Genomic DNA, 26,013 nt, shown 5'->3' with positions numbered 1-26,013 from the left:
GGCCGCCCTGGACTGCCGCGGCGCGCGTCCGCGCGGCAAGCGTTGGCCGGGACGGAGGAATCGCCCCGTGATCGATCGAACAGAGGAATGGCTGGGTAAGACCGTGGAACACGCACGATCACTCCTCCCACGTCCACACGGGCAGCGCACGGCCGATCACCGCCGACGCAGGCAAGAATCCAAAATATCGGCCATCCAGGGAGTCGTCGGACTGCCAGTTCATCAGAAACAGCTCTCCGTCGCCGACGACGCGGCAGCCCTGCCATTTCGGCAGCGGCCGGCCGCGTCCGTCGCGGTCCCGCGCCTCGCCCGCCGCCACCTCATCGACCGAAATCGTGAGGCCGGTTCTGCAAACGGTCTGCCCGGGAAGGGCGAGCACGCGCTTCAGCATGGGGACGCCAATGGGCAAATAGCCGTTAAGGTCGAGGAAGGTCGCAAGCGGCTCCGGCGGCTGCACGGCGACCAATTCAGCGACTCGGAATTGGTCCGCCGGCCGGAGGCGGTAGAGACCGATCGGCACGCTCGCGGATGCGTTCCAGATGTAAAGCGGAAGCGGCTCCAGCACGATCGTCGCGATGAGGGCAGCAGCGACCCCAATCGTCACGGCCAACATTATTGGGCGGTCCGTCATCGCATCACCTTTTGGCGATGAAGCCAGGCCTGGTGGCGGGCTTTCGTGTAGGGGCGCGGGTTTTCATTGACGGACAGACGGTTATGAACGTGATGCCAATGATCAGGCGCGACATCAGCGGGATCGATGCCGAATGCCTCAACGGCATCGGTCATCTGCAGCACGCGCTCGACCTTCGGCGAACCGGACAGACGCAGCAAAATTTCTCCGCCGGGTGTCACATAAGGAACGGTCGAGCAGCGCTGTCCCGGAGGGACCGCGCGCAAGATGTCGATCCGCGAAATGATTGCCCCAAAGTCGTTGGAGGTCCACCGGATGAAAGCAAAGATGCTGCCGGGCGCAAATGACAGGACGCGCCGGTGGCGATCAAGCTTCCGTTCCTTGACGATGCGACCGAACCGAATCCGGTTTTCAATACGCTTCTCGAGCCACAGCACTTCCACTTCCGTGAGATCGCTCATGCCGCCGCTCCGTGACGCTGGAGTTGGCAACCGTGAGCTTGGGGCTCGGTGGAGAGTGTGTATGGCCTACAAAGGCAGGCTGGCCTGTCGGACGGCCGTTGCCGAGCGCCACCAACTCCGCTTTCGGCGTGGTCCGTTAGAAGAAATCCAAAGGATTTCTGGTTAGTAAAGTTAGAGCGACTGGAAAGCTCGGGGAAACAAGCCCTTAAGGTCGATTCCGGTCCCCGAAAGCACGAGGATCGGGTTCCCGATAGCACGAGGGTTGCGATCCCCGATAGCACGAGTTGATTCACAGGTTGTCCTCCGAATTTCGAATGAGACCGCGCCGGCGCAGACGTGCCGTTAAGGGATCAAAAGGCGCTGGCGCGAAGTTGAGTCGCTCGGTGCCATCAGAATCGCGCGTGAGCACGAGCTGGTAGCCGGGCAATGTCTGGCGCTGGACGATCTGACGTAGGTCGTATGCAAAATGCTTGAGCGGCGAGAGGATGCCGGACTTGGCATGGAGGTGCACAAGATCAAAACTCCAGCCGCCGTCCTGGCGTCCACCGTGCTTGCGCACGAGCCTGTAGAGCCACCGCTCAAGCCCGCCCGTGAGCTCGAAATAGGCGCGGTCGATCGTCAGGACGAGGGCATCATCGATGACTCCAGCGTAGAACCAATCCGGCAGGATCAACTCGATCCCAAATGGCCGACCGTTTGCATCTGCCGTCTCCTTCCATTCGTTAATCCAGGAGAAGCGGTGTCGCCGTCGTTCTGCCGGCTGGCGGATGGAAGTCAGCACGGTCGTTGACTGAAGTCTGTCGAGACCCGCCTTCAGCCGGTCGTAGTCACGCGCGCTGGTGCCGCGGCCCACGAACGTCAGAATCTCGTAAGGCGTTCCGGCCATCAGGCGCGACGTCTTCAACCCGGCGTCACGGGCTTCGACGATCTGGGAAGCGGCCCAGATCAGAACGTCTGCATCCCAGATGGTTGCCATGCCATGTTCCGGCACGGCTTCGACACGAATTGCAATCGCGCCGGCACGGAAATCGATCGGCACGATCCGCTTGGTCTTTGCGAGGGAAAAGAACGGATAAGCCATCAGATCCTGCGCGTCGCGCGGCGCGAGATCGCCGGGCAGCGCCCGAAAGAGCTCAAGCTGGTCGCGCTCTGAATGATGTTTGCGCCGCATGGTTCGTTGCTCTCACGCGGCAATCAGCGTCGTTCCTGGCCTGCATACGGGCGCAGTGCAGGATGCTTCTTGGCCGGCAGCACAGTTCCCTTGCCGGGATCGGACGTCGACGTCTTGGCGCCCCGGTCGGCCCACGCTTTCAGGTCATCGACGGCGTAAACGACACGTCCGCCAATTTTCCGATAGGTCGGTCCAGTACCGTACGTGCGGTGCTTCTCCAGCGTGCGACCGGATAGGCCAAGATACCGCGCGGCCTCAGGTGTTCGCAGGAAGCGCGGGGGAAGACCGGCTATCGGATCGGACATTTGAGAACTCCAGGAGGACAGCGCACTAGGCTTGGCTAAGCCGGCGTGTGTGCGGTCATCATGGAGGAGCAGGATCTCGGAGCGGGATGCTGAATGTTGGGGATACGATTTTCGGCACCCCTGGGGACTGCGCTACTCGTCCTTGCGCCCGGGCCGCAACAGTTTGCGGTAACTACCGCGCATCAACGTGATGCCGCCTTGCATCAAGCGGATTGTTCGATTGCGCAGATCATACGTCTTCCAGGCGCGATCGGGGATGCGCTTTTTGCCGAACAGCACTTCGGCGAAAACGCGATAGCTTCCGCCGGCGCTATGCGCGTCGAGAGCGCGAATCGCGGCGCTCAGCCGTTCGCGGCGTTGTTTAGATAATTCGTGAAATGCAGGACCCGCCGCGCGTCCATTGATCGCGTGACTGCATACGCACGTGCGCCGAAATCCCCATCAAACGGCAATTCGGCTGTGTATGACGCGCCGAGCAGCGGCGGCTCTTTGGACAGACACGGTGATCTACCGCACCGACGCGCAGCACGATGCCAGCCGGCGCGGCGCACTTGGCCAGCTTTAACTCGAGCAGTGGGAGACGCGGAGCCGAGATCGGCCGTCAAGGCAACCGGCACCGGAACGACCGCCGCTAGAACCTCGGGCGCCCAAAAGATCGTCTGCTCGTCGAAGGACCTCTGCGGGTTTTGGGCGAAAGCAGATGCCCCCCATTGCACGCTGCTAACAACGATTGCGCCGCAATAGGTATGAACGAGGCGATTGCAGGAAGTCCCTAGTATACCGCTGCAACCGCAAGGATGACCACCGGCTCATTGTATGGCCGCAGAATGAAGCCCAGGATGGCTGCAACGTAGACCGCGAACAGACGCCATGCTTCTACCGTCAGCCCGGCAGGGATCGGGGAGAGCATCACGATCGCCGGCGCGAGAATGCAGACCAGGAGCCGCCACTGGCCGAGCGCTTTCTTGAGCAAGTTTGACTTTAGAACGGCCTGCGGCGCGACATCAATGGACGACATTTAGTGCTCCCTAGGATATTTGGTGACCGCGCTTCTTTTGGCGCTTGGTTCACGATCGTTAGCTGGGCTGAAGTCGCGTGGTGGCTTGCCTGTGTAGGAATAGGGAACGCCTGGAGGCATCGGCCCCTTGATACGACCGCCCTGCTGCTTCTGCTCCCAGGCATGCGCGAGAATGCCGACCGAGCGCGACAAGATGAAAAGTCCTCGCCCGAGTGGCGGCGCGAAACCGAGTTCGGAGTAGATGACGGCGGTGGACCTGTCGATGTTCAGCGGGACCTTGCGGCCCTTGCCCTTTTCCAGATGGGCTTCTACCGCGCGGCCAATGTCGGCAATCTTGCCGGAAATCACGCCCTCACGAGCGGCATCGAACAGCGATAGGGGCCTCGGCGAGCGAGGGTCGATCGGGTGAAAGCGATGGCCGAAACCGGGCAAGATTTTCCCGTGTGCCTCGAGTGAAGGCGGCGATACCAGCCTGCGTCGCCGCTACAAGCGCCGTACCTTCACTCATCCGTCGAGCGATGTCGGCGTACAGCTCCATGCATTGTTGGCCGGCGCCTCCATGGACGTCGTCGAGCAAATTGATGGCCGACGCCATTGCTCCCGAGTTCATGCATGAGTCAAGGCGGTTCTATTGTGAAGAACCCAATACATTCGGTATTTCAGGTTGATTTTTGACGTCACGCAAACTAAGTTCTGTAATACAGAACCTGTAGGCGATTTTCGATGACCAGGGACGGCGCGGAGTCGGTCGAGCGCGCACTCAACATCTTGCGCGCCTTCTCCGAAACGCGCCGAGAGATGAGCCTGACAGAAATCTCGCAAAGCACCGGCTTGTATAAGAGCACGGTCTTGCGTTTGACCGCATCGCTCGAAGCCTGCGGCTTCCTGCAGAGAGGAGAGGACAAGCTCTACCGGCTCGGACCGGAGTTGTGGCGTCTTGGAGCAATTTACCGGCGCGGCCTCGACCTCGGCGAGTTCATCCGGCCGGTTCTGCGCCGCCTCGTCGATACGACCCAGGAGAGCGTCTCGTTCTATGTCCGCGACGGCGACGAGCGCATCTGCCTGTATCGCCAGAATTCGCCGCGCGCGGTTCGACACCATCTTGAAGAGGGAGAACGGCTCCCGCTCGATCGCGGGGCCGCGGGGCGCGTTCTGCGCGCCTACACGGCGCCGAAGTGGCCGCCAGGAGCGCAGATTCGAGAGGACGGCTTCTATATCTCGTTGGGTGAGCGCGACGCAGACGTCGCCGCCGCTTCGGTGCCGGTCATCGACAATGCGGGCCGGTTGCGCGGCGCCTTGTCTGTATCCGGTTTGAGAAGCCGTTTCGATACCAAGGCGCAACACCTGGCGATCGAAGCCATGAAGATGGAGGCTGCGCGACTAGCTGACCACCTGCCTGCATCTGACTGAGTCCGGCGAACAAGCGGCAGATGTCGCGTTAGAGTCACAATGCGAAAAAACTCAGATTGAGCAAATCTGGTCCGCTCTGTTGCGATGAGCGGCGCCCGGGAGACAGAGCGCAGTTTCGTGGATGGGCCAGGCAGCTGCGAATGGCGTTACGCTCTGGGCAGGCTTTTAGCTAAGAAACCCCGTCCGATTTGGTCGGACGGGGCTTGATGGGGGCGTTCTTACTCGCCGGTCTTGCGCGGCCGCGACCAGAGCAGGGTGTAGCCTTCACCGCCCTCTTCGTCGAACAGGTTCGCGTAGATCGGCGCGTTGAACGAAGGGTCGTCGAGCTTGAGCGAGAGGTAGTCGCGGCCTTCCTCGGAACGCTTCGACCAGGCTGCGCCGATCTCCGCCCGGCCCACATAAATGCGGTGGCTGGGCGCGTTGTCATTGGAGCGGTTGGTCTCGGCGACGATGCGGACGCCCTTGGCCTTCAGGCTCAGGGTGGCGATCTCGCCCTGGAATTCGTTGCCGACCTTCTTGAAAGAACCGATGTTAGCCATGTCACTTCTCCTGTTGTGTTTCGAGCCCGCGACCACCGCAGCCTCGATGGCGATCTAGGGCCGAGGACGATCGGCGACGCACCCGGTCGGGCCGTAGCGCAGCGGAGGACGTCGTTGTGGCGACTTTCTTGTCTCGCGAGGAATGGGCGAAGCCCAGGGGAAGAAAGTCGCATCAACGGCGTTGCGGCTCAGACGATCGAGGCGAAGCCGGTCTTCGGCCAGATCAAGCCATCAACGAGGCCACGTGCGTCCGCGTGCTGAACCACAATCTTACGGAGAAGCGTGGCTATCTCGGTTTTGATGAACAAGCGGTCGAAACGATTTGGCGCAGAAAGAGAAACAATCTGCTGCAAAAGGGCGGAATCGTCTCCCCAAGAACGGATCGAGATAAAACCGCTCCGACGCGGCTGTGTGGGCCAGACCGAATGCCGGCAGCTTGATCGAGGTGTTCCGAGGAGGACGGCCCTTCCCGCGCTCAGGTTTCGATCAGCCTTCCTTTAACGCGCCGATCTACGCGCACCTGTTCGACGGAGGGCGGAAAACGGTCAGCCCCTCGGGCCATGCGGCCATAAGAACGCGTTAGGACGGGTTCTCCACCACCTCACCCGGCTCGAACGGACGGGGCTTCGCCAACACCATCAAGCGCGTCCATGACGTAAGGCCAATGCAAACTGCGCCCAGGCAAGCGAAGACGTCACGCCCAGCGAGTGAAGGCGCTCCGATCTGGGACAGGGCGAATACCACATGATAGCCGGCGACGGCGGCAGGGACCGCGAATGCTGTCGCGATCGCGATACGCAAGGCGGAAGACCGAGTAGCAGCAAAGGCGACCTGGCCTAGCACGAGCGTCAGCGTACCGCCGGCCGTTGCGATAAGCGGGGTGCCAACGAGGCCGGCGCCGCGCTGATACGCCGTGATCCCGATACTCAGTGCGACGAAAAATGGCAATGCATACACAGCGAGCGTAAAGATCGCCCAGCAGAACAAGCCGATGCCGAGTGTGTTGAGAACAAGCCCAATAGCGAGCATGGTGGTGGCTCCATGTGCATAGATGTACTGGTCGCGCCTTCCACCACCACCACGGCGCAACTCTGGATATGAGACCGAAACGAGGCGGAGTTGCGGCGCGAGCAATTTCGCTTCGATGGAAATCGAGAAGACGGCGCTCACGCGCCGCCGAACCTCCAGACGGGGATGCCGAGGCGCTTCGCCTTATCGGCAAGGTTGTCCTGAATTCCCGTGCCCGGGAAGTGCATGACGCCGATCGGCAGGAGTTCGAGCATGGCGTCGTTGCGCTTGAACGGTGCGGCCTTGGCATGCTTCGTCCAGTCTGGCTTGAAGGCGATCTGAGGTACCTTGCGGGTGGTCGCCCATTTCGAGGCTATCAGTTCAGCGCCCTTCGGGGAGCCACCATGGAGCAGGACCATGTCGGAATGCTTGGCATGAACCTTGTCGAGGCGGTCCCAGATGAGGTTGTGGTCGTTAAAGTCGAGCCCTCCGGTGAGCGCGATCTTCGGCCCAGCGGGCAGCATGACCTCGGTCTCGGCGCGGCGCTTCGCCGCGATGAAGTCGCGGGAGTCGATCATCGCTGCGGTCAGCGTACGATGGTCCACCAGCGTTCCCGATCGGGGGCGCCAGAATGAGCCGGTGTGCGTCTCGAAGCGCTCGATGGCCCGATCACGGAAGAGCTCCAGGCAGTCGCGCCGCTCGATCAATGTGATGCCTTCCGCCGTCACGCGCTCGAGTTCGACGGATCGAACTTCGGAGCCGTCCTGCTCGCGCTGGCTCTTCTGCTGCGCCTGTTCGTTGTCGTCAAGTTGACGCCCGATGCGGTCGACGGCTCGGTGGAACAGGTTGACAGTAGACCAGAGCAGATCGTCAAGGTCCGGCTCGAGCCGCGTGTCGCTCAACGTGGCGACCAGGGCATCGAAGATGTCAGCGACGGCACCGGTAATGATCCTGGCCTCGGGAAGCGGCCGTGGATCGGGCTGGTCGTCGAAGGGGCGGTAACCGAAGAGCTGCAATTCGGTAAGAACATGTTCGGTCGGAGATGCGGCGTGCGGCGGTTCGATGTCGTCGTGGTCGGTCATGGAGGCGATCCTTTGCCGGATCGGCCGCGACCATCGCGGCCTTCGTGGCGATCACTCAGACGGCAGGCGGAACGGGCCAGAACCCGGAGCAGAGCGGAGGGCCGAAGCGCCGCGGAGGATGGCAAAGGCCGGCTATTTTGCTTCGCGATGCAAAGCGCGCCGCTCAGATGGCTAATCGCCGGCGCGCGGCGGAAAATAGCCGGCCGCAGCCATTGCCGGCCCGAGCCGCTTGCCGTCCAATCGCCCTCTAGAAGGCCGTGGTCGCGTCCTCTTCCGGCAGTGGCCTTGCTATGACCGAGCTGTCGACCCCGATGGAAGCGCCGGGGCTATTCCGCGGCTACCGTCGGAGAATGCAGGAAGCGCGCGACGTCCTCTGGTACGAGTTGAAGCCGCAAGCGTACTCGGATGGCATCGATCCCGAAGAGGTGCAGATCTTCGTTGAAGTCCCCCAGCCGGGGCGACAGCGGGATCGCTTCAACGCCGACGGCTTCCGCTCGCTGCGTGAGAATCGCCTGTACGGCATCTCCGGCAGCATCGTCATCGCGGGCGATATAGAGCCGACGCAGGCCAGACGGCAGCAACATGGCTGCGAGGTGATTGGCCGAAAGCGCAGCCGCCATGGGCAAGGTCGGCAGTGCGTAACGCAGTGACAGCATGGTCTCGATCCCCTCGCCGGCAGCAAGTACGTCATCGACCACGCCGAAATGAACGGCGTTGCCCAGAAGGTCGCCCATTGCGCGTCGTGGTGTGTCGATCGGAGCCTTGCCGAGCCGCACGCGATCAAAGCCGTCTGGATCTAGCCAGGTGCGATGCACGCCGGTGATCCGTCCCTCGAGGTCCGTGACAGAGCCTATCATCGCCGGCCAGGTTTCGGTCGGCAAATGCTCGTCCGGCCGATAGTAGCAACGCGGGTGGAAGCGGAGGCTGCCACCATGGTGGATGCGGGCTATTCCGCGACGCTGCAAGTACGTTTCAGCCGCCGTCCCCTCGATCGGACTGGATATCGCAAAGAGCCGACGAGCGGCTTCCTGCGATCCGGCCGGCACTACTGGACGAATAGGTTTCTGAGCTGGTTGCTCTTCAGAACGCGGTAGCTTTAGAAAGCGCCTCGCCTCCTCAGCGACCTCGCGAAAGTCTCGCAAGGCCAGACTTTCGCGGATGATGTCGAGGAGATCGCCATGTTCTCCGGTCGCGGCGTCGGTCCATTTCCCAGCGGGTCCCTTCGGCGATTCCTGGAGCCGTACGAACAACGAGCGGCCCGGCGTGTTGTGGACGTCGCCGACCAGCCAGTACCGCCCCGCTCGCCTGCCATTGGAGAGATAGTGTCGGCACACCGCCTCGGCCTCGCGCGAGAGGCGGCGTGCCAGTTCGGAAGCATCGCGGGACATCACGCCGCCTCCCGATCACTGATGCGCGCAACCGGATAGCTGTCGAGTACATTCGACAGGATCTCGACACCGCTCGCGTCCGTGGGCACGAACATGCGCAGCTTCCAGGAGATGATCTCCCCAAAGAGGCCGTAAGCACGGAGGCGATCGCGCATCGTGTCTTTGAATCCCGACAGCTCGATGCGATACGCGCCCATCACCCGGACGCGGCGAAGCTGGAGCCCCTCCGCAAGATCGAGGACGGTCCGTCCCTCCATCAGCGCGGCAAAGGCAGCGCCTGGTGTCAGCGCAGGCGCGTCCGTTGCAAGGACGCTTTCGACCCACGCCGCGGAAACCTTGCGTCCGATGATGCGTTCGCCCGCATCGGTCTGGAGCCGATAGACGCGGGTTGATTCGTTCGGCAGCCGCTTCCAGATCGGGAGCAGCAAGCCCGCCACGACGTGGATCGTGATTTCCGTGAACTCGGGCACCTCCGCAAGTTCCGCCAGCCAGGCCGAGGCAAAGCGTTCACGATCCGCTTCGTCCCAATGGCTTTCTGCCATTATGCTTAGGGCGACCCGGTGCTGCTCCATCGGCCGGATCAGACGGACGCGCCGCTCGATCTCGCCATCATCGAGCATGACGCTCGCCGCAGGGACCTGCACGGCGGCTCGTCCCGAGCGCTCATTGACGAGCAGGACGGCCTGACGATCGGAAAGACGTGCAAGAGCGTCATCCAGACTCACCGGATGATTGCGCTGCCGCTGGGCGACCGTGAGCAGCCGGGTCTCGGCGCCGGTGCCAGGATGGTCATAGATCGTCCGCCGGTCGGCGACGACGAAGCTTTCAGCGCGGAGCGTTTCCAGGCCGACGTCGTAGGTACCCGACGCGACCGCGCCCTCGATCCGAGCGGTCGACAGCTGCTCGAAGGCGGTGAACAGCACATTCTGTAGATCGATAGTGAGTGCCAACAATCTGTTGAGGAAGGTGGTGATCGGCGGCAGGTCATCCCTCAGCCCATTGGCATCCATGAGCTTCAGGCCGGTCGCATCCTCGAACCGTTCGAGCGAACAGCCATCGACTTTGCCTCGCACAAGCAGCGTATAGAGCTGACGCAGCGCGTCACGCCCGTACTGGCTTTCGAGATTGTCCTCGGGCCGGAACAGGCCCTGCCCTCCTGTCTGGCGCTGGCCGCGCGTAATGGCCCCTAACGTGTCGAGCCGTCGGGCAATGGTGCTGAGAAAGCGCTTTTCGGCTTTCACGTCGGTCGCAATGGGACGGAACAGCGGCGGCTGTGCCTGATTGGTCCGGTTTGTGCGGCCGAGCCCCTGAATCGCGGCGTCGGCCTTCCAGCCGGGCTCGAGCAAATAATGGACCCTCAAGCGGCGATTCCGGGCCGAGAGCTCGGCATGGTAGCTCCTCCCCGTGCCGCCTGCGTCGGAGAACACGAGGATACGCTTGAGGTCGTCCATGAAGGCCGATGTCTCAGCGAGATTGGCCGAACCGGCTCGGTTTTCGACCACCAACCGATCGCCCTTACGAATGATGCGGCGCGAGCGGCCGGTCACTTCGGCGACGATGTCGGTGCCGAATTGCTGCACGATTCGATCCAGCGCGCCGGGGACCGGAGGCAGCGAGGCGAGTTTCTCGATGAGGCGGCCGCGTCGTGCGACGGCTTCCCGGCTCTCGACCGGCTGCCCATCGCGATAGACAGGCCGAGAGCAGAGGTTGCCCTCAGAGTCGGCGAATGGTTCGTAGAGCTGGACCGGGAAGGAATGGGCGAGATAGTCGAGCACATACTCGCGCGGGGTGATGTCGACCTGAACGTCGCGCCAGTCTTCGGTCGGGATCTCGGCGAGCCGGCGCTCCATCAGCGCTTCGCCCGTTGAAACAATCTGGATGACAGCGGCGTGGCCGGCGGCGAGATCGCGGTCGATCGACCGGATGAGCGACGGCGTCTTCATTGAGGTCAGCAAATGGCCAAAGAAGCGCTGTTTGGCGCTTTCAAAGGCGGATCGGGCCGCGGATTTCGCCTGCCCGTTCAGCGTTCCGGTTTCGCCGGTGATGTTGGCGGCCCGCATCGCCGCGTCGAGGTTGTTATGGATGATGCTGAACGCATCTGCATAGGCGTCGTAGATGCGAACCTGCTCCGGCGTAAGCTGATGCTCGACGAGGTCGTATTCGACGCCTTCATAGGAAAGCGAGCGGGCCGCGTAGAGGCCGAGCGCCTTCAGGTCACGCGCGAGCACCTCCATGGCCGCGACTCCACCCTCCTCGATCGCTTCGACGAATTCGGCGCGTGTGGCGAACGGGAAGTCGGAGCCGCCCCAAAGACCGAGGCGTTGGGCATAAGCGAGGTTGTGGACCGTGGTTGCGCCCGTCGCCGATACATAAACGACGCGAGCATTCGGCAGCGCGTGCTGGAGCCTCAAGCCCGCGCGCCCCTGCTGAGAGGCCGCCTGGTCGCCGCGCTCGCCCTTGCCCCCGACCGCATTCTGCATGGCGTGGCTCTCGTCGAAGACGATCACTCCGTCGAAATCGGCGCCCAACCATTCAACGATCTGTCTGACACGCGAAAGCTTTTCGCCACGCTCGTCGGTCCGTAGCGTAGCGTAGGTGGTAAATAGGATGCCTTCCGAGAGCCGGATCGGGGTACCCTGGCGAAACCGCGAAAGCGGCGTAACAAGCAATCGCTCCATGCCCAGTGCGGACCAGTCGCGCTGCGCATCTTCAATCAGCTTGTCGGACTTGCTGATCCAGACCGCACGACGACGGCCCTTGAGCCAGTTGTCGAGCAGGATCTCCGCGACCTGCCGCCCCTTGCCCGCCCCGGTGCCATCGCCCAAAAACCAGCCGCGGCGAAAGCGGACGGCATTTTCCGCGTCATCGCGCGCGGCGGCCACAACATCAAAGGTTGCGTCGACCGTCCAGGAGCCCGCGAGAAACTCAGAATGCGCCTCACCTGCATAGATGATGCTCTCGAGCTGGGCATTCGATAGAACTCCGTCTGCCATAACATTGGCCGGCAGGTGCGGACGATAGGAAGGCTTCGGTGGCGCAACGGAAGCCATCGCCGCGGATTGCACGAGTTTGGTCGGGTGTGCGCACGATCCAGGAATACGGATCGACTGCAATCCGTACTCCTCGTAAAGCGCATTGGTGAGCCGGGTGCCTTCCGGCGGCGACCATTCGACCGTTTCGTACGCAAGTTCGACGCCTTCTGGCGCTGCGCCTATCGAAGAAGACGATAAGCGCGGTGCAACGGCGCCGGTCGATCGCGACTTCGCAGGCCGCCCGATAGCCGCGATCTCCGATGGCGTGGCGACAGGCAGCCTTGGAGGCACATGCAGGCTCACCCAGCCAAGCAAAGTGGCGACGTCGGCCGCCAAGCCTGGCGATGCGGGAAAGGCCGTTGGATCGGCAGCGGCCAGCTTGTCGATCACAAGCAGCCGTGTATCGACTAGTGTTCCGTGCTTCGCGTAGATGGTGCTGTCGATCGCGGCGGAAAAAACGACCTGCCCGCGTTCCTGGAGCCGCACAAAGGCTTCTCGCCATGCTGGGTTATCCGGTGCGAAGCTGGCGCCAGTGATGGCGACGAGGCGTCCACCGTCGCAAAGACGCGCGAGCGCTGAAGTGATGTGACGGAGAGCCGCATCAGCCATCCGTCGATCGACATTCGCCACCGCGGAAAACGGCGGGTTCATCAGAACGACGCTCGGCGCGACACTCACATCGAGGTGGTCATCGATCTGAGCAGCATCGAACCGCGTGACGTTAACGCCCGCGAACAGATGCTCGAGCAACCCCGCCCGGGTCTCGGCCAACTCGTTCAACATCAAGGCGCCCCCGGCGAGCTCTGCAAAGACGGCGAGCAAGCCCGTCCCCGCGGAAGGCTCCAGAACGCGATCGACCGATGTAATGCCGGCTGCACTGCATGCGACCAGTCCCAACGGAATGGGCGTCGAGAATTGCTGAAGTACCTGGCTGTCCTCGGAACGCCGCGTGTGGGTCGGCAAACAGCTCGCGACCTTCGCGAGCATCGGCAGCATGGCGGCAGTCGAGCCAGCCCTGGCCCGTATGGCCGGTCCGAACTTGCGAAGAAACAGAACGGTTGCCGCCTCGCAGACGTCATAGGCGGTCTTCCAGTTCCAGGCGCCGGCCGTGTCCGGGGCGCTGAAGGCAGACTCCACAGCGGTACGCAGAACAGCTGCATCGATGCGACGGCCGCGTTCGAGCTCGGTCAGGACCTGTCGCGCGGCCCTAATAGCGGCAGAGGTGAGATTTGCAGTGGCACGCATGGAGAGCGGCGTGGCGACACCGCCGGCAAGAGATTCGGTCATGGCAGGGTTCTTTCGGAGAGCAGGAATGGGTCGAACCACCAGGCGCTCTCCTCCGACCCCGACGGCTCAAACCCCTCCCGGCCCGGCTCTCCCTCTCAGCCCTCGCCCATAAGAATGGGAACCGGCGCTGTACACAGGTCCCCAAGCAACTGCGGGATGGCCCTAGCCATCCCGCTCGATGATGTTCACTCAGCCGCGTCGAGCTGTTGCGGATCATCGTCGCCGGCGTTCTCCGGATCCTCCTCGTCGGCGAGGAATTCTGGCAGCGGGCCTGCTCCGCCCTCCTGCTCCACTGGCGCCGCATTGAGATCGACGAGACGCAGCGGCTCCGGCAACCAGCCCGAGCCATCCAGAAGGCGCTCGGCCTCCTTTGCCATCTCGGCCTTCTTCAGATGATCGATCAGTTGTGCCGACGACTCGCCCTTGGCTTCCCGCACCGCGTCCAGAATTCGCGGCTTGGTGACCCGGCCGAGATAGTTGTCGACGGTCGGTCGCCAGCCGGCCTGCACCATGTCGAGCCCGACCGCGCGGGCCAGCACCTCAGCTTGGTCAAGACGCGTGCGAACGCCATTGGCGGAGACGCGCCCCTGATTGTAGCGATTCGCCGGCTCATAGACGGCGTTGACGGCAAATGATGCACAATGGGCGAATAGCGATGCCTGTGCATCGCCATCAAGAGCTGACAGTGCACCCCAGAGATCGTTCTCGCTCTTCGGCAACCGTGCCTTCCAGACCTCATGTCGCGCCTCGACGGCCTTAGCGGAGACGCTTTCTCTCAGCCCCGGAGCTTGAGCTGGAAAGTTCGGCGTGCGAAGGCCGATCTCAAGGCAGCTCCCGGACGACGCGAACCGGTAAAAGGCCGTCAGCACGAAGTTATGCAGCACTGCCTGGAACGCGATCGCCGGATTTTCTGCCAGTGCATCCCGCAATGCCAGCGTACGATGCGCCGTCAGCTCGGTGATCAGCCGATCCGGCAGAGGCCTGGCCGCGTCCTCATCATCTTCTTCAGCATCAGGAGCACTACCCGCGACCGCGATCACCGTGCACTGGACGGAAGAGCCCTCTTCTTGACCTTCGATCGACGACGTTTCGGCGCCCTGCACAACATCAGGACCGGTTGCCGGCAGTTCGTCCTCCGGCCGCACGTAACCCCGGTCCACGGAGAGACGTCCCTCGTTATCGATGCTGGTGAAGACACCAGATCGGGCGATCTCCGCCGGTTCGTAAAGCATCGGCCGATCTTCGAACACCGCCAGTGCCGACTCGATTTCGCCGAGACGCTGATCGATCTCCTCGGGCAGCTCGTCCGCATCCTGGTAATCGGTTTCCAGCTTGGCCTGCTCGGCATTCAGGGCATCGATAGTGGCCTGCTCCTCAGGCGAGAGATTGACAGGCTTGCCTTCGATCTTCCGTAGGCCTTGAGTGTGACCGTAGGAGAAGTCTACGGCGACCGATATCCACTTCCAGCCTTCGGCGGCAATCGTCTCAGCCTCGGCCTTGAGCTTTTCGGTTACGAGGCGGTCGAGCAGGACGACGTCCTGAAGCCAGCCGCCGTCGTCGTGCTCGAACAGATCCCGCAGAACGCCGTCACCCGCGTGCTGATAGGCATCAAGGCCCACAAATTGGGCGCGGCGATCGGACCCCCGTACGGTGTTCTCGGTGAGCAAGCGCCGGATCTGGTAAGGCTCGTCATAGCCGGAACGGCTGACATTCTGCCAGACTTGCTCCTGGCAGGCGTAATCGGCCGTGACCGAGAACGCCATGAGCTGCTCGAGCGTCATGCCGTCTTCAGCATAGACCTCATGCAGCTTCGGCGAGACCGACGCCAGGCGCAGGCGCTGCTTGACGATTGCAGGGTTCACGAAATGGCGCGCGGCAATGTCTTCCTCGCTCATGCCGAGATCGCGCAGTGTCTGGAAGGCCCGAAACTGATCAAGCGGATGCAGGCCCCCCCCGCTCATCGTTCTCCGCCACCGAATCGTCCTCGGCGATGCCACCTTCGCGAACGACGCACGGCACCGCCTGCGTCTGGGACATCCGCTTCTGTTTCACCAGGAGCTCCAGAGCGCGATATCGCCGGCCGCCCGCCGGCACCTCGAACATGCCGGTCTCGTTGCCATCCGGATCAACAACGGCCCGGACACTTAGACTTTGCAGAAGCCTACGCTGCGCGATGCTCTCGGCTAGCTGCTCGATCGAAACACCGGCCTTGACGCGGCGAACGTTCGACTGGCTGAGCACGAGTTTGCTGAAGCGAATGTCCCGGGAAGGCGACAGCGTGATCTTTTGGAGGGCTTTCGTCATCTTGGCTCTCCACGACGGGCGGCCGTGAGTCTCTCTCTGGGCTTCCAACCCGTCGCGAACAGCCTCCCGTCCTCTCACTCTCGCGCAGCCACCAGGCCAAGCATCACGCCGTCTCGTGATCGGCGACAACCGAATCCAGCGACGGAAGCTCAATGGACCCGGGAACGAAGCCGAGCAAATAGTCCACGGCCTTGCTCGCCTGTGAGGCGGCCCGCACGATGGCCCGACTGTCTTCGCGCAGGACTTCAAGCCAGGAGCCGATATAGTCGGCATGGCGCACCGTCGGGACGATCCCGAGCGACGCGCAGCTGAATGCGGAACTCAACTCGGCGACCAGTTCTTCAAAGGCATATTTCTTCGTACCGTAGGATCCGCTCTGGTCGCGATTGAGGCGCGAGGGATGCCCGGTCGCATGACCGAGTTCATGCAACGCGGTACGGTGCCAGTTGATCGGTTCGAAATAGGTCTGCGGCGGCGGGACCTGAACATAGTCTTCGGCTGTTGCGTAGAATGCGCGATCTCCACCAATGCGAAATGGAATTCCGCTGGCCTTGATCAGGGCGTCAACCGTGGGGTCAATCAGGCCAGCCGGCGGTGGCGGCGCAGCGGTTGCGATGCCGTCGGGCAGTTCCTCGCACTGTTCGACGTTGAAAACAGTAAATCGTTTGAGGAATGGAATTGCCTGCGCGTCTTCGCCGGTCTCGGCCGCCCGGCGCTTTTCGTCATTCGGCACGAAACGATCAGCGTACACCACTGTGGTGCCGCGCTCTCCCTTGCGAACGTGGCCGCCGAGCGAGAGCGCCTGACGAAAGGTGAGCCAACTTTGACCGGCAAATCCGCGTTCGATCACGGCTCCCCAGAGGATGAGGATGTTAACGCCACTGTATTGCCGGTTGGTCGACGCGTTTTTCGGCATGGCCAGCGGCGCTTTCGCCGCGGCCGTACCCCAGGGCTGAACCCAGGGGACGCGTCCGGCCTCAAGCTCGGCAATGATCTTGTCGGTGATTTCGTTATAGAGGTTTGCCCGGTCCTGGCCGACGCGCGCGCAAGCAGTAGGGTTCGACATCGCGGGTCTCCGCGACGGGCGCCACGAGCCTCTCTCGCAGCTTGTAACCCGTCACGGAAAAACCCAGCCTGCACTCTTACTCTCAGCTTCTAGCGCAATCTGCCTTAGGCCGCAGGCCCGATCTGCGGCGATCGCTATCACTGCCCCGTTCCCGGGTGCCGCTATTGAACCGGTCTCGTCGCTGCACTCGGACCCGCGTGCCCCTTCGGGTCGCTATGGCTGCGGCTTCGATCCCTCGGGCCAGAGCTTTGGTGCTCCTCGCCGGGGGCACTCGGGAAAGGGGCTCGCCCGAGACGCGGCGCGGCTCGGTTCACGAGAGCCCGGTGCGGCTCTTGCCGCACGCGCCAAAACCTGAGCGAACGTGATGCAGGCGAGAGGCCTGTGGGCGGAGCGAAAGCGAAGACCACTCGCGGGACGCAGCAAAAGAGGCACCCGTAGGAGGGTCAGCATAGCGCCGACGCGTAGCGGCGGGACCCGGGACCGAGTGCAGTCGCGAGACCGGTTAAGAAGGCACCCGACCCGAAGGGCAGTGATAGCAACGCCGGCATGCAATGACGGCGTGCCTGAGAGCGAGTGCCTCCGGCGAGCGACTCAATGCGGATTCACGTCTCCTTGGTATCAATTTTGCTTTTGTGATATCGTCTCACTCGTGCGCATGTCCATGCACGGCGTGGGCATGTTCACTGAGAGCCAATTCTTACAGAGGACGACATGGCCAAGAAAGCGAAGAAGGCAAAGAAGACCGCGAAGGCAGCCACCAAGAAGGTGGCAAAGAAGACTTCAAAGAAAAAGAAGTAGTCGTATCGGCTACTGAACTTTTGCCGCCTCCGGGTCGCAACCCGGATGAAAAGCGAGACCTCCCAAAGGATATGAAGCGTCCTTTGCAGCCGTTTGGTATCGCGGCACGCTAAGACAAGGCCGGACCTTTGTGCAGGTGGCTGCTGCATAAAGGTCCGGCTTTTCGTTTCTGCCCCGCGAGAGCGTGATCTGCTCGCGCGCGAGGGATCGAAGCCGCAAGGCCGAGACGCTCCGCGGCTCGGTTCACGAGAGCCCGGTGGGGCGACAGCCGCACGCGCAAAACGGATAAGACGTCTGAAGATCGGAAAACGGTTTCTTCAGTTCGTTCTTGCCCGCCCTGGCACCAGGCCGGGCGGAAAATTTGGCCTTTGGACCACGAGATCCCACCATCCGGAATCCCAGTCGCGTGTTAGCGATCGGGAACGTCTGCGGGACTAAACGATTCGTCTCAGCGTGGGAGAACCTTCAATGCTAATGACCAAGCAGAGACGGCCAGCGATCCGCACCCTGCGGGGTTGGGCGATCAACGTGCTGAACGAAGCCGGCGTCATCCGCGAGTGCGAGGAGCACGGTTGGATGCAGGACCGCGCCGATCCGCATGCCCGAGAGCGGGCCTTCGATATCGCCCGTAGAGACCTGCCGGAAGGCGTCTCCCGTCAAGCAGCGGAGGCCGCGGTTCGCGACGTTCTGGACTCAATCGGTGACACCTGCCCTGAATGCCCCTCTGACTAGCCCCTTGGGACGCCAGCCCGTCTCTCCGACTCAGCGGCCCAGCCGTTTCTCCACCCGCTTGCGCGCGTTACCGACCTTTTTGACGGCCTTCTTCACCGCCGGCGCCGACTTTCCGGTCTTCTTCGCCTCGTACTGCACTTCGTAGTCCTGCCCGCCGGCCACCCGCGCCCGATCCTGCTTTCGTCCGCGCGCCGTCTTGCTCTTCTTCGCTGCCGCCATGGGTGCCTCCTGTCGTGACATCGAAGCAACGCGACAAGGATTCGCAGGTTCCGGAACGATTCGAACTGTGCCAATTTGAATCGGCTGTAGCGTGGAGTTCTTCAGTGGCGTTTCGCGCGTAATAGGCCGGCGGCTATCGGCATCAAGGCGCTTCTCCCCGGCTTCATCGAACCGGCCCTGGCCACCTAGAGCAATAAGGTGCCGTCCCTGCATTACGCAAAACGCACTGAAGGATTGGCCCTTGAATGAGCCGGACGTCGACCCTGCCCAAGCGCTTACAGCCGATGCTGGCTACGCTCACCAACGCGCCGTTTGACGACGCCGACTGGGTTTTCGCGGATAAATACGACGGCTTCCGGATGATCGCGGAAATCTGGCGGGGCAAGGTTTCGCTCTACAGCCGCAACGGCAAGATCATCAGCCGCAGCTATATCGAGGTCGCCAAAGCGCTGGAGGGCGTGAAGGGCGACGCCGTGATCGACGGGGAGCTCGTCGCGATCGGAAAGGACGGCGTCTCGCATTTCCAGCTGCTTCAGAACGCGCTACGTCATGAAGCGAAGCTCCTGTATTGCGCCTTCGATCTCATGTTTCAGAACACAGTTGACTTGCGCAAACAGCCTCTGCTCGAGCGCAAGGAACGGCTGAAAGCGATCTTGCCGCGTCACCGGCTGATCACCTTCAGCCGTCACCGCAAAGCGAGCGGCACGAAATTCTTCGCCGAGGCCGAGCGGAAGGGTTTGGAAGGCGTCATGGCGAAGCGCGCCGACAGCCCGTATGCGTCCGGAAGCCGGACGGCGGATTGGCTGAAGATCAAGACAGCAAAGCGGCAGGAAGTGGTGATCGCGGGCTTCACGGCGCCGAAGCGTACAAGACCATACTTCGGCGCCCTGGTCCTCGCCGTGCGGGAAGACGACACATGGCGCTATATCGGACATGTTGGCACTGGCTTCAGCCACAAGGTCCTGGAAGACCTCCACACCAAGCTCATGAAGCTGACGACCCCAAAATCACCTTTCCCTGCCAAAGTGAAGGACGAGGCCGCCACGACCTGGGTCAGGCCCTCGTTGGTTGCCGAGGTCAAATTCGCGGAGTGGACGAGTAAGGGCGAACTGCGCCCGCCCGTCTACCTTGGGCTCAGGTTCGACAAGCGGGCGAAGGACGTCGTGCGCGAGCGAGAACGTCCGCGCAAGTAGAGCTTCCCTTCGGCGAAAGCCGGCAAAAGGATTGACGCACCCTCCGCCGACACTCACTCGCCTCCAAGGTCGTGGATTTCCGGTCGCATGCCGTCAGGCGTGAGTTCGAGCGTCGCAAACGTGATCGGCAGCTTAAAACGGCGAGGTCCCGCGCTGCCGGGATTCAGGTAGAGAATGCCACCGACCATGTCGATCTTCGGCACGTGGGAATGCCCGGAGACGATGACGTCGATGCCGGCGCCGGGATCGACCTTCAGCGACTTCAGGTCGTGCAGAACGTAGATCGACTTTCCCGCCAGGCGCACAAGGTTCGAGACGGGGTAGTCGCGAGCCCATTCGCCATCATCCACGTTTCCACGAATGGCCGTGACGGGCGCGAGCCGGCGAAGCGCGTCGACGATCTCGGGGCGCCCGATGTCGCCGGCATGAATGATGTGATCGACGCCCGTCAGGCCTCGCTCCGCCTCGGGCCTCAACAGGCCGTGCGTGTCCGAAATGATTCCTCCGGAAGCTCATTTCCCGGCACTCTCAACCGCGATTGCCAAAAGACGATCGAGGAACTCTACCTGAGCGGACAGCATCTTGGTCCGCGCGAGCTCGATATCAAACCATTCCGCGCGGTCGACTTCGGGAAAACTCTGCCGTCGACCGCTTCGGGGCGGCCATTCGATATCGAAGGTATTGCTGATCAACGCCGCCGGGTCAAAGCGGCCCTCTCCGGCGAATGCGATGACGCGCTTCCCTCCTCGCTGTCGGACTTCCCCCAGGGCCTGGAGAAGACCAATCGAAGCGCTCGGGCCGAGTTCTTCGGCAAACTCGCGTCGAGCGACGTTCTCCGGAGGATCGTTGGCATCGATTTCGCCCTTAGGAATGGACCAGGCGCCATCATCCTTGTTGCGCCAGAACGGACCACCAGGATGAACCAGCAGTACCTCGAGCCCACGAGGGCCCTTGCGGTATGCGAGAATGCCCGCGCTCGAGGTCGATCTCCTGGAGTCTTTTTCACCGCAACGATATCGCTCCTACTTTGCAGAGCAATCGAGATCCGGCGAGCCATTGTCCCACCATACCGGATCGCGCTCACCGAGCGCCTGCTTAGCCTCGTCCACGCTCTATGTCGTTACTTCGGCCTCGCGGTTGGCCGCGTTCCTAGCGTCGTGCACCGCCCGCCGGGCCACCATTGGCTTCCCGACGAGATGATCTCGCGTGACATCGTCGAGATTGGGATTTGCCATCCACCAGAGGCGATGATCCAGCAAGCCGACAGGCTGCTTTGCGAAAGCTGGAACGAGCGGATGTGGAGTGACGGCGAACCGATCGATCCATCACCGACCATCGACCAGGCCGTGAACGGAGGCTTTCCCTGGCTGGAGATCAGGTGCACGCGATGCAAGACGCCGAGCGACGTGGACCTCGCCGCGATGAAGCACCCGCCGACCACCTTCGTGCACGATCTCGCCAGCCGGCTGCGCTGCCGCAAATGCGCCAATGCGGGCCGGCGTCCATCCGCGACTCTGCTACAGTTGACGTGGCAGTCGCACCACCCTCGAACCGAATCCTGACTCATGTGCAATCTTTATTCGATCACGACCAACCAGGCCGCGATCAGCGCTCTGTTTCGTGTCGTGAACCGGTACGTCGGCAATCTGGCGCCAATGCCCGGCGTGTTTCCCGATTACCAGGCACCGATCGTACGCAACGGGGCCGAGGGCCGCGAACTCGCTACGGCGCGGTGGGGAATGCCGTCGTCGTCAAAGGCGCTGATGGACGCCACGAAGAAGCGAGCCGAGAAGCTGCAGGCCAAAGGCAAGGCAGTGGATTTCAGGAGTTGCTCAGAATGGAGCCGGACGGCCGCACGACAAACATCCGCAATGTGAAGAGCAAACATTGGACACGATGGCTGGGTACCGAAAATCGCTGCTTGGTGCCGTTCAACTCCTTCAGCGAGTTCAACAAGGCCCAAGGCGGTGATATCTGGTTCGCGCTCGACGAGACCCGCCCCCTCGCCTGCTTCGCCGGCATCTGGACCAACTGGACGTCTGTGCGGAAAGTCAAGGAAGGCGAGACCACCAACGACCTCTACGCTTTCCTCACGACAGAGCCGAACACCCAGGTTGCCGCCATCCATCCGAAGGCCATGCCCGTGATCCTAACGACACCGGACGAGGTAGAGACCTGGATGACGGCTCCTCTGGACGAGGCCCTGAAGCTACAGCGGCCGCTTCCGGACAGCAGCCTTCGGATCGTCGCCCGCGGCGTCAAAGAAGACCCCCTCGGCTTGGCGCCGTGACTGACGAGGCCGACGACCAAACAGGGCCGCGACCGTGTCCAATCTTTGGCGAATCAGACGATCGCGCGACACTGAGAATACCCTGCAAAATCCCGGTTTTTGGGTCGATAACTTCGCTTCAGATCATATGGTTATCCTCCGCATGCGAATCACGCTGTTGCACTCTATCCAAAGGATTACGTCGCCATGGCGCGAGGTCCGAAGCTAGGAAAGACGACGCTCGACGCACGGTTTACGTTTGCCGACACTGCGTTTTCCAGCGGCATCGACGGCTGGCATTCTCAACTTCGCTTTGCCACCGGCATCGCCGACGGCGAGGACTATCTCCTTCGTCTGTTTAAGAAGACCGGATCTCCGCTCGACGAGGACCTGAAACGACTCATCACGCACGGGCTCAGGCGTGTCCGGCGCGTTCTGTCGTCGCGCCGTGCACGACAGCTGTTGGTTGAGGTTCTTGAAATCGTCGAGGACCAGGATGAGATCGGCATCCTGATGATCGATCCTGGCAGTCCGATCAGCGGGTCATTGCACAGGGTTCGAGCGCGAGAAGGCCGGTTGCTTACGACGACCGGTCGCAAAATGTTTTGGCGCAATATCCTGCGCGTAGCCGAAGGACTCGCGCTTTGCCATGACGCGGGAATTGTGCATGGCGCTATCAGTGAACATGCGATGTTCTCGCATAGCGATGAGAAGGAGGATTTCCGACTCGGCGGCTACGAGGCGTGCGTGCACATCGCCGACGGCGATATGGGCGGTGCGGGACATCTCCTGCGGCCCTCGGGCACCGTATCGTTCCGACAGGACTGGAGCGATCTGGGGCAGGCGGCGTCCCGTATCCTTGGCCTTACCGAGGACGGCGGCGGACCTTCGCTGCTGCCGATCGAACGGCGCATGCTCAATCGCCTTGCCAATCCACCGCACCATCAGCTTTTCGACGGCAATATTGTCCTGAGCGAGCTGACGGAGGTCGTGGCCGATCTTGACCGGTCAGGATCGAGCGCCGAAGGCGAACTCGTTCTCTATCCCTCGCCTCAAGTTATCCAAAGCGACCTTCCGGCTCTCACGTCTGGCACCATACAGGCAGATGACCGGGACGCAGTCCTCCGGTTTGTCGAAGACGATCTCAGCGGACCAACGGTACGTACTGCTGTTGTGGATCAGGCCTTTGTGCGTGTCGTCACCGATCTTGCCGCCTATGGCGTGAAAGTCATCGATGATTGTGTCGGCATGATCGAGAATGCCAACAAAAGGCGGCCTGATGATCACATCTTCGATGCCGTCGAGGTCTCTCACAGGGTCTATCTGGCGCGAACCCGGAAAAGCGCTGAAGAGCGGGTGCGCAAGCTTGGTCCCGGTGCCAAGCAGTGGATCGACGCCAGTGGCAATAGCCGCGCGGCTCAACGATCCAACGATATTCCAACCTGGTACGCCCTCATCCTACTCGAAGCCTTTACATGGTTGCGCGAGCAGTTTCGCATCTATCCCGTCGAAGTGCTTCATCCGCCATCGGATGGAGATACCGATTTGGCCTGGATCGCATGCCGCGAGGATGACGAGCGCGACGTCCGGCGCAAAATGATGGGACTACGTCCGGCATACGACGCCCTGGGCCACGAGTTGAAGTACGACGATGGCAAGCCGAATTGGACGCTGTCACGCCTTGATGCGCTCGCCGGCGACCGTGAGCGGCTTCCCGAGCTCAGTTATGAAGGAACCGGCGGCATCGTCGAGGGGCGCCTGACTTACATATTCGCGACAAGCGAAGCGGTCGTGCCGGGCCAGACTCTCTTTCTTCGTCCTCGACGCGATAGCGGATTCGAGCGCGCTATCCGCCGCCGCCTTCAGAATATCGTGGCGGCGCGGACCAATATTGAACTCTTAAGAGCGATCGACGATCCGGCACAGGTCGCGCTGGACGATGCGCTGCGCGATATTGCAGCTCCCGGCAGCACGCCGCCGGACGATATGGATGCATCGAAAAAGTCCGCATGGGACGCGATTGTCGCCGGTAGATCCATCAATGTCGTTGTCGGCCCCCCTGGCGTCGGCAAGACCTTCCTGATCTCGCATCTCGTCAAGAGTATTCTGGGAAAGACACGGGGCGCCAGGCTGCTGGTCTCGGCACAAAACCACGAAACCTTGATTCAGATGGAGGACGAACTCAAAAAGACCCTGGCGGGCGGTCCGGAGATCGTGGTTCGTGTCGACCGCACGCGACCGACCGACGAAGTTACCTCCCTGCGAACGAGCTCGGTTAGTCTGCTCCGGTCGGTCTCAGTGGCGGGCCACGCTGCGGAAGGTGCGATGGTCAATCAACGCCACCAAATCAAACAAGCCCTTCAACCCGTGGATCCGTCCGAAACGGTGGTTGCCGACCGCGTGTTTCGCGATACCGAAAATCTGTTGCTGCGATCATCCGATGTGACGCTTGCCACGACGTCGTCCCACATTATCGAAGAAATGATCGCCGACGGCGACCAGTTCGACTGGGTCATCGTGGAGGAGGCTGCTCGCGCCAATGGCGCGGAGCTGATCGGCGCACTGTTGCTGGGCAACAGGAGGATCGTGGTTGGAGACCATAACCAGCTGTCTCCATTCGATGCCGCCCAGCGGCAAAAGTTTTACGATGCTGAACGCGCGTCGGAGCTGTTGCGGGGCGCAAAAGAGCAGCTTGAAACCATCTCCGATCTGCCGCCAGAAGTGAACGAGGCACTCGATACTATCAAGTCGAACGAGCTTTTGCTGAAGGAAGTGCTCGCGACAGCAGCGCGTCTTGAAGAGCCCTTCCGGTCGATCGCAGAGCGCGAAGAGCAGCGGGAAAAGGACGCGCGACGGCCGAGTACGATCGTCAATACTCTCCTCGAGCAGAGCCGTATGCACCCCGCCATCGGGGACCTTGTCTCGAATACTTTCTACAACAGAAGGCTCGTTCCCTCCGATCGCGTCAAGCGTCGCGCGCTGACTGTTACATCGAACGCGCCTCGCCTCGCCGCGCCGATCGTTCTCCTCGATTTCCCGCCGCTCAGCGTGACGAAACGGCGCAATTTCGAAATGAAAGTGAAGCGATCGTACCGCAACGACCTTGAGGCTCAGGCTTTAATAGCAGCTTTGAAAAGCTTGCATCCGGTCGTCAGCGGCGATGGCCGCCGCCCCACACTGGTGATCCTTTCGCCATACCTGGCGCAGGTTAATTGGTTCAAGCACCTACTCAACCAACAGATCAAGAAAGACAAGACTTTGTTTGGCTTCGCCAGCCCGCGCAGCAACGGAGAGTTTATCTTTACGAGCGACAGCTTCCAGGGCGGCGAGGCCGACGTCGTCGTCGCGAGCCTCACGCGCAACAATGTCATGTTCGGATCGCGCGCTCTCGGCTTCGTTAAGAGCCCGCAACGCATGAACGTGCTGCTCAGCCGCGCCAGGCAAAAGCTTGTACTTGCCACAAGCCAACACTTCATTCGCGACGTTGTGGACGGAATAGATCCGGATGGAAACAAAGATGAGCTTGAGTTCCTTCGCAAGATGCTGAAGGAGTTCGCGACGCTGGCCGGAACCGATTACGACCTCGTCAGAAAGGACGGCACCACCGTCAAGGTCAAGGGTGCATCCATCATCACGGTCGATGAGAACGGGAGATTTCCCGCGTGAAAATCTACCTTCCCGCCTGGCACTATCGTGCGCGTGCCATCGTCCAACGCACCTGGGGATGGAGCCCAATTGAGGAAATGATCCTGCTCGCGCTCGATCGCGCCCCAGACACGATCGAGGGTGTTGCTACGTCGCTCGGAATTCCTGTCCAGGTCGCCGGCTCGACCATCGCGCGGCTGATGCAGTTCGGCCTGGTCGAGATACGCCTGTCACCTGTTCCCCAATTGGCAACAAGCACTGTCGGTCACGACTTCATCCGGTTGGGGGGCGCTTTGCCAGAGCGAACCGAAGATCGCGAGATTCACATTAGGGTCTGTACTCAATAGGGATTCCCGCTGAGGCGGAGTTGTGATTCAAGACCTCCGAGTCGAAGGGGGGCTTGATGGGGCAAAAGCTATATTGGCTGAGTGAGGCGGAGTGGAAGCGGATTGAAC

General features: G+C 61.8%; 21 protein-coding genes and 4 pseudogenes. 7 read left to right on the top strand and 18 right to left on the bottom strand.

The features are described from left to right. Positions 1 to 118: 118 nt before the first annotated feature. The 7 genes from EAV90_RS30835 to EAV90_RS30805 all read right to left on the bottom strand — a co-directional run bounded on the left by EAV90_RS30835 (position 119) and on the right by EAV90_RS30805 (position 4,018). A complete protein-coding gene (locus tag EAV90_RS30835; protein WP_129145593.1) occupies positions 119 to 631 on the bottom strand; it encodes a S26 family signal peptidase in 513 nt (170 codons plus the stop codon). Next, the gene (locus EAV90_RS30830; RefSeq protein WP_129145592.1) at positions 628 to 1,092 is read right to left on the bottom strand and encodes a DUF2840 domain-containing protein; all 465 of its coding nucleotides are present in this window, start codon (positions 1,090 to 1,092) and stop codon (positions 628 to 630) included. The genes EAV90_RS30835 and EAV90_RS30830 overlap by 4 nt, the downstream gene beginning before the upstream one ends. Positions 1,093 to 1,381: 289 nt before the next feature. Continuing rightward, on the bottom strand, positions 1,382 to 2,263 hold the full coding sequence (locus EAV90_RS30825; protein WP_129145591.1) for a replication initiator protein A: 882 nt from the start codon (positions 2,261 to 2,263) through the stop codon (positions 1,382 to 1,384). Between the two features lie 23 nt (positions 2,264 to 2,286). Then, the gene (locus EAV90_RS30820) at positions 2,287 to 2,568 is read right to left on the bottom strand and encodes a helix-turn-helix transcriptional regulator (RefSeq protein WP_129145590.1); all 282 of its coding nucleotides are present in this window, start codon (positions 2,566 to 2,568) and stop codon (positions 2,287 to 2,289) included. A gap of 132 nt (positions 2,569 to 2,700) precedes the next feature. Beyond that, positions 2,701 to 2,973: a DUF2285 domain-containing protein gene (locus EAV90_RS40915; RefSeq protein WP_245509660.1), complete on the bottom strand. Its 273-nt coding sequence runs from the start codon at positions 2,971 to 2,973 to the stop codon at positions 2,701 to 2,703. A 367-nt stretch (positions 2,974 to 3,340) separates the two neighbouring features. Beyond that, positions 3,341 to 3,586: an anion permease gene (locus tag EAV90_RS30810; RefSeq protein ID WP_129145589.1), complete on the bottom strand. Its 246-nt coding sequence runs from the start codon at positions 3,584 to 3,586 to the stop codon at positions 3,341 to 3,343. Then, positions 3,587 to 4,018 (bottom strand): citrate/2-methylcitrate synthase, encoded by a 432-nt coding sequence (locus EAV90_RS30805; RefSeq protein WP_245509659.1) that lies wholly within the window; start codon positions 4,016 to 4,018, stop codon positions 3,587 to 3,589. 291 nt (positions 4,019 to 4,309) lie between these two features. On the opposite strand from EAV90_RS30805, the gene EAV90_RS30800 reads away from it, so the two are divergent. Next, a complete protein-coding gene (locus EAV90_RS30800; protein WP_129145588.1) occupies positions 4,310 to 4,996 on the top strand; it encodes an IclR family transcriptional regulator in 687 nt (228 codons plus the stop codon). Between the two features lie 218 nt (positions 4,997 to 5,214). Here EAV90_RS30800 and EAV90_RS30795 read toward each other — a convergent pair whose 3' ends face one another. The 8 genes and pseudogenes from EAV90_RS30795 to EAV90_RS30755 all read right to left on the bottom strand — a co-directional run bounded on the left by EAV90_RS30795 (position 5,215) and on the right by EAV90_RS30755 (position 16,702). Beyond that, positions 5,215 to 5,535, bottom strand: a complete 321-nt coding sequence (locus EAV90_RS30795) for a DUF736 domain-containing protein (protein ID WP_129145587.1) — start codon at positions 5,533 to 5,535, stop codon at positions 5,215 to 5,217. Positions 5,536 to 5,723: 188 nt separating this feature from the next. Continuing rightward, complete coding sequence (locus tag EAV90_RS39780) at positions 5,724 to 5,888, bottom strand: hypothetical protein (protein ID WP_164937178.1); 165 nt, start codon at positions 5,886 to 5,888, stop codon at positions 5,724 to 5,726. A 226-nt stretch (positions 5,889 to 6,114) separates the two neighbouring features. Further along, positions 6,115 to 6,705, bottom strand: a complete 591-nt coding sequence (locus EAV90_RS30790; protein WP_244607874.1) for a hypothetical protein — start codon at positions 6,703 to 6,705, stop codon at positions 6,115 to 6,117. Next, entirely contained in the window at positions 6,702 to 7,625 is a 924-nt protein-coding gene (locus tag EAV90_RS30785) for a DUF2493 domain-containing protein (RefSeq protein ID WP_129145586.1), read from the bottom strand. Before EAV90_RS30785 ends, EAV90_RS30790 begins: the two co-directional genes overlap by 4 nt. Positions 7,626 to 7,951: 326 nt before the next feature. Next, positions 7,952 to 9,013: a DUF7146 domain-containing protein gene (locus EAV90_RS30780; RefSeq protein ID WP_129145585.1), complete on the bottom strand. Its 1,062-nt coding sequence runs from the start codon at positions 9,011 to 9,013 to the stop codon at positions 7,952 to 7,954. Continuing rightward, a complete protein-coding gene (locus EAV90_RS30775; protein WP_129145584.1) occupies positions 9,013 to 13,332 on the bottom strand; it encodes a strawberry notch-like NTP hydrolase domain-containing protein in 4,320 nt (1,439 codons plus the stop codon). The genes EAV90_RS30780 and EAV90_RS30775 overlap by 1 nt, the downstream gene beginning before the upstream one ends. Positions 13,333 to 13,517: 185 nt before the next feature. Beyond that, positions 13,518 to 15,636 (bottom strand): annotated as a pseudogene (locus EAV90_RS39775) (ParB/RepB/Spo0J family partition protein). A gap of 103 nt (positions 15,637 to 15,739) precedes the next feature. Further along, entirely contained in the window at positions 15,740 to 16,702 is a 963-nt protein-coding gene (locus EAV90_RS30755) for an ArdC family protein (protein WP_129145583.1), read from the bottom strand. Positions 16,703 to 17,968: 1,266 nt separating this feature from the next. Between EAV90_RS30755 and EAV90_RS30750 the strand changes: the two genes are divergently transcribed. Then, positions 17,969 to 18,232: a hypothetical protein gene (locus tag EAV90_RS30750; RefSeq protein ID WP_129145582.1), complete on the top strand. Its 264-nt coding sequence runs from the start codon at positions 17,969 to 17,971 to the stop codon at positions 18,230 to 18,232. 30 nt (positions 18,233 to 18,262) lie between these two features. On the opposite strand, the gene EAV90_RS30745 is transcribed toward EAV90_RS30750, so the two are convergent. Next, positions 18,263 to 18,451 (bottom strand): DUF3606 domain-containing protein, encoded by a 189-nt coding sequence (locus EAV90_RS30745; protein ID WP_006022625.1) that lies wholly within the window; start codon positions 18,449 to 18,451, stop codon positions 18,263 to 18,265. Positions 18,452 to 18,696: 245 nt separating this feature from the next. Here EAV90_RS30745 and ligD point away from each other — a divergent pair, with 245 nt between their 5' ends. Beyond that, entirely contained in the window at positions 18,697 to 19,644 is a 948-nt protein-coding gene (gene ligD / locus EAV90_RS30740; RefSeq protein ID WP_129145581.1) for a non-homologous end-joining DNA ligase, read from the top strand. 53 nt (positions 19,645 to 19,697) lie between these two features. On the opposite strand, the gene EAV90_RS30735 is transcribed toward ligD, so the two are convergent. Together EAV90_RS30735 and EAV90_RS30730 are read right to left on the bottom strand one after the other, a co-directional pair. Then, positions 19,698 to 20,120: a metallophosphoesterase family protein gene (locus EAV90_RS30735; RefSeq protein ID WP_245509658.1), complete on the bottom strand. Its 423-nt coding sequence runs from the start codon at positions 20,118 to 20,120 to the stop codon at positions 19,698 to 19,700. Positions 20,121 to 20,156: 36 nt separating this feature from the next. After that, positions 20,157 to 20,612 carry an NUDIX hydrolase gene (locus EAV90_RS30730; protein WP_129145579.1) on the bottom strand — a complete coding sequence of 152 codons (456 nt, stop codon included), beginning with the start codon at positions 20,610 to 20,612 and terminating at the stop codon, positions 20,157 to 20,159. A 273-nt stretch (positions 20,613 to 20,885) separates the two neighbouring features. Between EAV90_RS30730 and EAV90_RS30720 the strand changes: the two are divergent. From EAV90_RS30720 to EAV90_RS30705, 4 genes and pseudogenes are all read left to right on the top strand, one after another. Then, positions 20,886 to 21,206: pseudogene (locus EAV90_RS30720) on the top strand (hypothetical protein); the annotation flags it as partial. 3 nt (positions 21,207 to 21,209) lie between these two features. After that, positions 21,210 to 21,934 (top strand): annotated as a pseudogene (locus EAV90_RS30715) (SOS response-associated peptidase). 186 nt (positions 21,935 to 22,120) lie between these two features. Beyond that, positions 22,121 to 25,579: a DEAD/DEAH box helicase gene (locus tag EAV90_RS30710; protein WP_129145578.1), complete on the top strand. Its 3,459-nt coding sequence runs from the start codon at positions 22,121 to 22,123 to the stop codon at positions 25,577 to 25,579. After that, positions 25,576 to 25,893, top strand: a pseudogene (locus tag EAV90_RS30705) (hypothetical protein); the annotation flags it as partial. The gene EAV90_RS30710 and the pseudogene EAV90_RS30705, both read left to right, overlap by 4 nt. Between the last annotated feature and the right edge of the window lie 120 nt (positions 25,894 to 26,013).

Origin of the sequence: Bradyrhizobium vignae, from assembly GCF_004114425.1 — a bacterium.
Classification (GTDB): domain Bacteria; phylum Pseudomonadota; class Alphaproteobacteria; order Rhizobiales; family Xanthobacteraceae; genus Bradyrhizobium; species Bradyrhizobium vignae.
The sequence above is the reverse complement of the archived record's forward strand: the minus strand, read 5'-3'. Positions and strand labels throughout refer to the sequence as shown.